7 protein-coding genes and 1 pseudogene are annotated in these 9185 nt (G+C 69.1%); 7 read left to right on the top strand and 1 reads right to left on the bottom strand.

Annotation, left to right across the window (positions count from 1 at the left end; all coding sequences use genetic code 11):
• The 7 genes and pseudogenes from C5F48_RS25295 to C5F48_RS19495 form a co-directional block, all read left to right on the top strand.
• Positions 1-326 (top strand): annotated as a pseudogene (locus C5F48_RS25295) (NAD-dependent epimerase/dehydratase family protein); the annotation flags it as partial.
• Positions 327-715: 389 nt separating this feature from the next.
• Positions 716-1648: a UTP--glucose-1-phosphate uridylyltransferase GalU gene (galU, locus tag C5F48_RS19520; protein ID WP_107665482.1), complete on the top strand. Its 933-nt coding sequence runs from the start codon at positions 716-718 to the stop codon at positions 1646-1648.
• Between the two features lie 29 nt (positions 1649-1677).
• Positions 1678-2829, top strand: a complete 1152-nt coding sequence (locus tag C5F48_RS19515) for a glycosyltransferase (protein ID WP_107665481.1) — start codon at positions 1678-1680, stop codon at positions 2827-2829.
• A gap of 8 nt (positions 2830-2837) precedes the next feature.
• Entirely contained in the window at positions 2838-3821 is a 984-nt protein-coding gene (locus C5F48_RS19510; RefSeq protein ID WP_107665480.1) for a glycosyltransferase family 2 protein, read from the top strand.
• Positions 3818-4795 (top strand): glycosyltransferase family 2 protein, encoded by a 978-nt coding sequence (locus C5F48_RS19505; protein WP_107665479.1) that lies wholly within the window; start codon positions 3818-3820, stop codon positions 4793-4795. Before C5F48_RS19510 ends, C5F48_RS19505 begins: the two co-directional genes overlap by 4 nt.
• On the top strand, positions 4792-7152 hold the full coding sequence (locus C5F48_RS19500; protein WP_107665478.1) for a Wzz/FepE/Etk N-terminal domain-containing protein: 2361 nt from the start codon (positions 4792-4794) through the stop codon (positions 7150-7152). The genes C5F48_RS19505 and C5F48_RS19500 overlap by 4 nt, the downstream gene beginning before the upstream one ends.
• A 121-nt stretch (positions 7153-7273) precedes the next feature.
• Positions 7274-7537 carry a hypothetical protein gene (locus C5F48_RS19495; protein WP_146170655.1) on the top strand — a complete coding sequence of 88 codons (264 nt, stop codon included), beginning with the start codon at positions 7274-7276 and terminating at the stop codon, positions 7535-7537.
• A gap of 17 nt (positions 7538-7554) precedes the next feature.
• On the opposite strand, the gene C5F48_RS19490 is transcribed toward C5F48_RS19495, so the two are convergent.
• On the bottom strand, positions 7555-9185 hold a 1631-nt coding region (locus C5F48_RS19490; RefSeq protein WP_107665476.1), incomplete at its 5' end, for an ABC transporter ATP-binding protein.

Genomic DNA, 9185 nt, shown 5'->3' with positions numbered 1-9185 from the left:
CCGAGCTCTTTGAGAAGTTCAGGGCCGGAGAGCCCATCGCCCCGCGCGTCGCGACCGAGGTGCATGGCGACGATCTCGCAGCTGCAGCATTGCTGTTGCTGGAAGCTCCGGCCGAAAGCATAGGCGGCGCGTGGAATGTTTCCGACCTGCTGCTCGACCAGCGTGATCTTCTCGCGGAGGTTGTATGCGCTGCGGGCGGCCCTGAGCTGCCGGCCCGGGCCGACGCGGCGCTTGTCAATGTGATGGACTGCAGCCGCCTGCAGGCGCTGGGCTGGCGTCCGGGCGGCTGGGACCGGCTGCGCGAGGCGATTCCCGGCCTGATCTGACCCCGACGCCGTCGAACGAGTTGCGGGGCGGGCGGGCAATACCGCATAATGGCGTTATCTCGGCGGATGCTCGCCGACGAATCGGCAATTCGGCCGGCTTTGGCCAAATCTCTCCCTCAGGTTGTGCCACGAAATGACAATACATGCCAAACCCATGGTGGACCGCTGTTTTCGCCGTACCGGCCCTGGAGAAATAACCGTTTCAGCCATGGCACTTTTCCGGGCGTTCGGCGTTAAGACAGGCAGGTTAACGGCGGCCTGTGCCTGCTTCCGCCGACGATGAATTGGATTGTCCCATCGCACCTTTGCAGGTGCAGCATTTCATGAAACATTGAACTAGGTACGTAAGGCTTACCTTACGCGATATTGACACCGAAAGAGGTCGCAAAATGACAGCGAAAGTTACCACTGCGATATTTCCCATTGCCGGTCTCGGCACCCGTTTCCTGCCCGCGACCAAATCCGTTCCGAAGGAAATCCTGACGCTGGTCGACAAGCCGCTGATCCAGTACGCGGTCGAAGAAGCGCGCGCCGCCGGAATCGAGGACTTCATCTTCGTCACCTCGCGCGGCAAGGGCGCGCTGGAGGACTTCTTCGATGTCCATCCCTCGCTCGAGACCTCGCTGAGAAACTCCGGCAAGACCGAGCTGCTGGCGACGCTGCAGGAAACCAACATGGACAGCGGCCATGTCGCCTATGTGCGCCAGCATAATGCGATGGGCCTCGGCCATGCCGTCTGGTGCGCGCACCGTCTGGTCGGCGACCAGCCCTTCGCGGTGATCCTGCCCGATGACCTCGTGGTCAGCGACAAGCCCTGCCTCGCGCAGATGATGGAAGCCCATGCCGAGGTCGGCGGCAATATCATCGCCACCATGGAAGTCGCGCCCGAACGCGCCTCCTCCTATGGTATCCTCGATGTCGAATCGACCAACGGCGCGATCATCCGCCCGCGCGACTTCGTCGAGAAGCCCAAGGCCGGCACCGCGCCCTCCAACCTCGCGGTGATCGGTCGCTACATCCTGACGCCCCAGATCATGACCCACCTGCACCAGAAGCAGGTCGGCGCGGGCGGCGAGATCCAGCTGACCGACGCCATCGCGCAGGAGCTGCGGGCCAATCCCGGCTCGGTGCATGGCTTCCGCTTCAGCGGCGAGCGTTACGACTGCGGCTCCAAGGCCGGTTTCCTGCAGGCCACGGTGGCGCTGGCCCTGCGCCGCGACGACCTGCGCGAGGAGTTCGGCGCCTTCCTCGACGCGGTGGCCCCGCGCAGCCCGGCGTTCCTGCCCGACGCGATGCCCAAACGGTCGGTGGCGGCGGGCTGACCCCGCCGAAACGAAAGGACAGCGTAAGAGTGCGACTGCTCTACCTTGCGCACGACCTTGACGACGCCGCCATCTGGCGGCGCGCGGCGATGCTGCGCGCCGGCGGGGCGGAGGTCCAGGTCATGGGCTTCCGGCGGCGCAGCGGGCCGCTGCCCGGCGAGGCGATCTGCCTCGGCCGGACGGCGGACGCGCGCATGGTGCAGCGGGCGGGGGCGGTGCTGCGCGCCCTGCTGACGCTCGGCGCGGCGTTGAAGGACATGCCGCCGCCCGAGGCGATCATCGCCCGCAACCCCGAGATGCTGATGCTCGCCGCCAGGGCGCGGCAACGCTGGCCTGAGGCGGCGCTGGTCTACGAGGTGCTCGACATCCACCGGATGATGCTGGGCGACGGCCCGCGCCCGCGGGCGATGCGGGCGCTGGAGCGGCGGCTGCTGCGCGGGGCGTCCGTGATCCTCACCTCCTCACCCGGCTTCATCCGCGAATATTTCGAGCCCTTCGGCCAGACCACGGCGCCGATCCGGCTGGTGGAGAACAAGTGCTTCTTCCCCGGCGCCGCCCTGCCGCCGGCCCAGCCGGGACCGCGCGACGGCCCGCTGCGCATCGGCTGGTTCGGTATCCTGCGCTGCGCCTGGACGCTCGACTGTCTCGACCGCATCACCCGCGCCGAGCCCGGCCGCTACCGGATCGTGCTGCGCGGCAAGCCCGCCGCCGACCAACTGCCGGATTTCGCCGAGGTGGTCGCGGCCAATCCCGACATGGTCTTCGAGGGCCCCTACCGTGCGCCGGAGGATCTGCCGGCGATCTATGCCGATGTCGATCTGGCCTTCCTGATCGACCGTTACGACGCCGGGCAGAACTCCGACTGGCTGCTGCCGAACCGGCTCTACGAGGGCTGCCGGCACGGCGCGGTGCCCGTGGTGCTGACCGGCACCGAGGTGGCGCGGACGCTGGCAGCGCGCGGGCTCGGCGTCGCCGTGCCGGCCCCGCAGGCCGAGGCGGTGGCCCGGGTGCTGGGCAGTCTCGACCGCGCCAGCATCGAGCGGATGAAGGCGGCGGTGGCCGCCGTGCCCGCCGCGGTCTGGACCACGAGCCAGGCAGAATGCCTCGATCTCGTCGAAGCGCTGCGCCGGGCGGCGCATCCCGATACAACCGAACTTTCCCCGCGTGAGGCTGCTGAATGAGTGCCCCGGTGCTACCCACCGTCCTGATCGTCATCCCCACGCTGAACGAGGCGGCGCATATCGGCGGGCTGCTCGACAGCCTGCTGCCCTTCGCGCAACGCTCGGCGGCGCGGATCATCGTCGCCGATGGCGGCTCCTCCGACGACACCGCCCGGATCGTGGCAGAGCGCGCCGCGATCGAGCCGGCGATCACCCTGCTCGACAACCCGCGCCGGCTGCAGAGCGCCGCGGTGAACCTCGCGGTGGAGCGGTTCGGCGCCGAGGCCGACTGGCTGATCCGCATCGACGCCCATGCCGCCTACCCCACCGACTATTGCGAGACGCTGCTGGCCGAGGCCGAGGCGACCGGCGCGGACTCGGTGGTGGTGGGCATGCGCGCCGTGGGCTCCGGCTTCTGGCAGGGGCTGATCGCGGCGGCGCAGAATTCGCGGCTGGGCAATGGCGGCTCGGCGCATCGCATGGCGCCGCAGGGCCGCTTTGTCGAACATGGCCACCACGCGCTGATGCGGATCGCCGCCTTCCGCGCGGTGGGCGGCTATGATGAGAGCTTCAGTCACAACGAGGACGCGGAACTGGACCTGCGGCTGCGCGCCGCCGGCTACCGGATCTGGCTGACGCCGAAGACGCGGCTCGACTATTTCCCGCGCCGCACGATCCCGGCGCTGATCCGGCAGTATTACCTCTTCGGCAAGGGCCGCGCCCGCAACCTGCAGAAGCACCGCAACCGTCCCGGCCTGCGGCAGATGCTGGTGGCCGCGCTGATGCCGGCGCTGCTGGCCGCCGTGCTGACGCCGCTGAGCCCGGTCTTCGCCCTGCCGCTGCTGCTCTGGCTGGTCGGCTGCACGGTGGGCGGCGTCGCCATCGCCCGGCAGACCGGCGACCCCGGCGCGCTGCTGTCGGGGCTGGCGGCGGGGGTGATGCATGCCGCCTGGTCGGCGGGCTTCTGGACCCAGATGCTGGGCCTCAAGCGACCGCAGGGGCTGCGGGCATGACCCGGATCGCCATCGGCGTCTGCACTTTCCGTCGCCCGGGGCTGGCCGAAACGCTGGCCTCGCTCTCGGCGCTGGACTGGCCAGAGGGGCTCAGGGGCGAGATCATCGTCGCCGACAACGACGAGACGCCCTCGGCCGAGGCGCTGGTCGCCCGCTATGCCGAGACGGCGCCGCTGCCGGTGCAGTACATCCACGCCCCGGCGCGCAACATCTCGGTCGCCCGCAACGCCGTGCTGGAGGCGGCGGCGGAGCGCGACATGGCCCTGCTCGCCTTCCTCGACGATGACGAGACGGTGGCGCCGAACTGGATTGCCGCGCTCTGGGCCGCCCGGCTGCAGACCGGGGCCGAGGCCGTGCTCGGCCCGGTGCGCGCGCATCACGCGCCCGACGCGCCCGGCTGGATGCGCGAGGGCGCGATCCACGACACCCGCCCGGTCTTCCTGCCCGGCGGTGGGATCAAGTCGGGCTACACCTGCAACGTGCTCCTGGATCTCGCCGCCCCCGCCGTGGCCGGGCTGCGCTTCGATCCGGCGCGCGGCCGATCGGGCGGCGAGGACACCGCCTTTTTCGAGGCCATGCTGCGGCAGGGCGGCCGGCTCGGCTATGCCGCCGAGGCCTGGGCCAGCGAGACGGTGCCCGCCGACCGCGCCCGCCTGTCCTGGCTCCTGAAACGGCGGTTCCGCATGGGCCAGACCCATGCCAGCCTGATCGCCGAGGGAACCGGATACGCGCGCAGGCTGAAATTGGCCGGAATCGCACTCGCGAAGGCGGTATTCTGTGGATTCTCAGCCCTTTCACGACCGTTCAATCCCCTGTTACGCAACACGTCTCTGTTGCGCGGGGCTCTGCATACCGGCACAATGGCCGCGCTCCTCGGGGCAAGATCCATTTCGATTTATGGCCAGACAGATCATTTTACGCCTGCCCCCGCTGCGAAATCCCGCCGCCGGTCTTTTCCAAGGAGCCCATTTTGAAGCAGTTCGGATTTCGCATCGCCGACAGTGACAGCCGCATCGACCCGCCGAGCGCGCCGCCTGCCGGAGATACCATCGACCTGAGCCGCCTGCTGAGCGCCGCCCGCCGGCAGCGCAAGGTCGTGTTCGTGTCGATGGGGGCCGCGCTCTGCCTCGGGCTCGTCTACCTCGCCACCACGCCCAAGACCTATGTCAGCGGCGCCACCGTCCTTCTGGCCGGTCAGATGAGCCGCAACCTCGACCAGGTCGGCTCGCTCGAGACCAACGCCGTCTCCGACAACGCGCTGGAAAGCGCGCAGCAGGTGATCCGCTCGCAGGCCGTCGCCCTGTCGGTGGTGCAGATGCTGAATCTCGACCAGAACGAGAGCTTCCTGTCGCCGCCCTCCTCGCTGCTGGCGCAGGTGATGGGCAGCGTCCGCGTGGCGATCCGCGCGCCGATCCAGCTGCTGACCCCCGCCGCGCCGGAAACCGAGGCCGGCCCGCCGCCGACCGAAGAAGAGATCCAGGCCCGCCGGCAGGAGCTGGTGGCCCAGGCCCTGCAACAGCGCGTCCAGGTGCAGCGCGTCGGGCGCAGCAGCGTCTTCGGCATCGGCTACAGCTCGCATGACCCGGCGCTGGCCGCGGCCATCGCCAACGCCTATTCCGAAGCCTATGTCGCCGACCTGCTGAACGCCAATTACGAGGCGACCGAGCGCACGACCGAATGGCTGCAGCAGCGGCTGGAAGAGTTGCAGACAGCCTCGCGCGAGGCCGCCGTGGCCGCCGAGGTGTTCCGCGCCGAGAACGGGCTGGTGTCGTCACGCGGCGCGCTGATCACCGAGGAGAACGTGGCCCAGCTGAACGGCGACCTCGCCGACGCGGTGACCGAGACCGCCCGGGCCGGCGCGCTGATGCGCACCTACGAGGCGATCCTCGCCCGCGGGGCCGAGGCCTTCCTCGACAACAGCGGCACCGGCTTCACCCTGCAGGGCAACGAGCGGCTGATCGAGATGCAGGACCAGCTCTCGGCGCTGAACGCCCGGCTGGAGCGGATCGAGCGCGACTTCGGCGAAGACCATCCCCAGGCCGTGCGGCTGCGCGAGCAGGTGACGGAACTGTCGAACCAGCTGTTCAGCGAGCTGCGCCGCCTCTTGGAAGAGGCGCGCGGCGCCTTCGACGTGGCGCAGGCGCAGGTGACGGCGCTGCGCGACAGCCTCGGGCTGGCGGTCGACGTGAACTCGGAAGCCGGGCAGAAGCAGGTGCAGCTGAAGGCGCTTGAACAGCGCGCCGACACGCTGACCACGCTGCACCAGACCTTCCTCACCCGTTTTCAGGAAATCGACCAGCAGAAGACCTTCCCGATCTCCAACGTCCGCATCCTGTCGCCGGCCGATGTGCCGCGCGACGCCGCCGGCCCCAGCACCAGCCGGGTGCTGGCGCTGATGCTGGTGCTGGGCGCGCTGGCAGGCTCGGGCATCGGCGTGCTGCGCGAATGGCGCGACCGCTTCCTGCGCACTACAGAGGATGTGCAGATCGACACCGGCCAGCGCTTCCTCGGCTATCTGCCGACCTTCGAATCCGCCACCTCGGCCCCGCAGGTCACCCGCCAGTCGCGCACCGCGGCGCTGAAGCTGACCGCGCCGGTGCCGGGCATGCCGGTGATCCGCCAGCCGATCTACGCCTTGCAGAACCTGCGCTCGCATTACGCCGAGACGCTGCGCAACATCCGCTTCGCCTCCGAGGTGAGCCTCGCCGGCAAGTCGCAGATCGTCATCGGCGTCACCTCGATCAGGCCTGCCGAGGGCAAATCCTCGGTCGCACTGAACCTCGCCGGCGTCATCGCTGCCTCGGGTCATTCGGTGCTGCTGATCGACACCGACCCGCGCAACCCCGGCCTCAGCCGTCGTCTCGGCCTGTCGCGCGGCGTCGGGCTGGTGGAAGCCGCGCTGGGGAAAAGCGACTGGACCAAGGCGCTGCGGGTGATCAGCGACACCGGCGTGCATGTGCTGCCCTGCATCACCCCCGGCTCGATGACCCATTCGAGCGAGCTGCTCGGATCGAAGGGCATGCGCCAGCTGATGGCCGCCGCCCGGGCGCGCTACAGCCACATCATCCTCGACCTGGCCCCGCTGGGCCCGGTGGTCGATGCGCGGGTGGCGCTGCCGCTGGTCGATCAGGTGATCATGGTGGCCGAATGGGGCAAGACCCCGAAGGCGCTGCTGCGCGAAACCCTGATGAACGAGACGGTGCTGCAGGAAAAGATGCTGGGCGTCGTGCTGAACAAGGTCGACATGGAAGCGCTGCGCGAATACGTGCCGGTCAGTTCGGGCGAGCAGTACTACGAAGAATATGGCGACTACATCAGCAGCCGCACATAAACGTCACGGTTGAGTGACGATGCGCCGCAGGTTGAACGCGGCGCTTTTCTTTCGGCAAGAACATGCCTATCGTGACCTGATGATGCTGTTATCAGTTGCATCTTTCGGGGGGAGAGACGGCATGAAGCTTGCACCCTTTCTTGCGGGGATGGTGGCGTCTTCAACTCTGGTGGCCATCGTTGCCAGCAGCGCCGGCCTGTCCCTGTCGGCCATCATCGGGCTCGTCGTGCTGACGCTGGTGGTGGCGCAACTGCTGTATCTCGGGCTGATCCTGATGCTGACCCGCGCCGAACGGCAGCGGCGCGAGGCCGAAGAGCCGTCCGAGACACAGGGCTCGACCGACCTGGCGATCGCCGGCAGCCGGGGCGAGGCGCGCCGCGGCTGAGCCGCGGCGCCGGCCGGTCAGGCCTGCCGCGCCGGGCGACGGGCGCCCAGATCATTGGATTCATGGGCGAACATGCGCGACAGGTGGCCATCGGCCTTGCGCATCAACTCGTCGGTCGCGCCCTGCTCGACCACGCGGCCGGCCTCCAGCGTGTAGACCGCATCGGCGAAGGCCACCATCGAGGGCCGATGCGCGATGGTCAGCACCGTCATCCGACCCGCCATCCGCATCAGCGCCTCGGCGACCCGCTGCTGGCTTTCCCAGTCCAAGGCAGAGGTCGCCTCGTCGAGGATCAGCACCGAGGGATGGTGCAAGAAGGCGCGCGCCAGGGCGATGCGCTGACGCTCGCCGCCCGAAAGCAGCGTGCCGCGGTCGCCGACCCGCGTGTCGAGCCCCTGCGGCAGCGCCGCGACGAAGCGCGCGGCGGCGGCATCCTCCAGCGCCTGCTGCATCCGCGCCTCGTCGGCGTCGGGGGCGACCATCAGCAGATTGGCGCGGATCGTGTCATGCAAGAGGAAGGTTTCCTGCGGCACATAGGCCAGATGCTCGCGCCAGCCGCGCAGTTCGGCCGGGGAGAAGCTGCGGCCGTCGACCAGCAGCCGGCCGGCGCAGGGCGAGATCAGCCCCATGACCAGATCCGCCGCCGTGCTCTTGCCCGAACCGGACGGCCCGATCAGCGCCGTGACCTCGCCGATCTTCAGCCGGATGGTGCAATCGGTCAGCGCCGCCTCGTCGCCGCCGGTCGGATGGCGATAGGTGACGCCCTCCAGCAGGATCTCGCGCTGCGGCGCCGGCACCGCCGAAGTGGCGAAGGTCGGGCCGCCGTCGCGCTCGCGTTCCAGCCGCTCGCGCAGCTCGGTCACCCGATGCCAGGCCGGCAGGTCGACCAGCAGTTGCTGCACCTGGCCCTGCAGCGCCATGAAGCGGGGGGCGACGCGCATCAGGATCAGCAGCATGACGATCATCTGCGAGATGCCGAGCCCGGCCACCTCCAGCGCGATATAGACGAAGAGCGCCGCTCCGATGGCCAGCGCCACCTGGAACAGCCCGTTGCCCATGGCGTTGCGCCGCACATAGTCGCGGGCGTCGGCCTTGGTCCCGGCCAGCGTCTGGTCGAAGAGCGCGACGTGATGCGGCTCCTGGTTCATGCTGCGGGCGGTTTTCAGCCCGGCGAGGAACTCCGAGACGATGCGGAACTGCATCGAGCGCGCCGCCTGGATCTTGTCGCCGAAGCGCCGCGCGAGGCGGCGGAACGGGCGCAGCAGCACCAGCGCGGCGAGGCCGAAACCGAAGGCGAAGAGCGTCATCGGGGCCGAGACCGCGAGGCAGATGCAGAAATAGATCGCCAGCCCGACCAGCGCCTGCACGACGCTGAGCGTCATGAAGCCGGCGAGGCTGATCCGCTCGATCTCGCCGGTCAGCGCGTGCTCCAGATCCGACCGGCGCAGCTGCACCAGCGTCTCCCAGCGGGTCTCGGCCACGGCGCGGAACAGGCCGGCGCGGGTCGCATTGGCGAAATCCTGCAGCAGATCGTTGAGATAGACCGCCTTGATCCGGTTGAACACCGCCTGCAGCGTGATCAGCCCGACCACCGCGCCCAGCAGCACCGGCAGGCCCAAAGTCACGTCGGGCAGCGGGAGGCCGAGCA

Origin of the sequence: Cereibacter changlensis JA139 (assembly GCF_003034985.1) — a bacterium.
In the GTDB taxonomy this organism is placed as follows: Bacteria; Pseudomonadota; Alphaproteobacteria; order Rhodobacterales; family Rhodobacteraceae; genus Cereibacter; species Cereibacter changlensis.
Note: the sequence above shows the minus strand (reverse complement) of the source record. Positions and strands in the feature narration are given on the sequence as shown.

Coding starts and splice junctions, on each gene's coding strand:
- galU (WP_107665482.1), top strand. CDS start 716: ATGACAGCGAAAGTTACCACTGCGATATTTCCCATTGCCGGTCTCGGC.
- C5F48_RS19505 (WP_107665479.1), top strand. CDS start 3,818: ATGACCCGGATCGCCATCGGCGTCTGCACTTTCCGTCGCCCGGGGCTG.
- C5F48_RS19495 (WP_146170655.1), top strand. CDS start 7,274: ATGAAGCTTGCACCCTTTCTTGCGGGGATGGTGGCGTCTTCAACTCTG.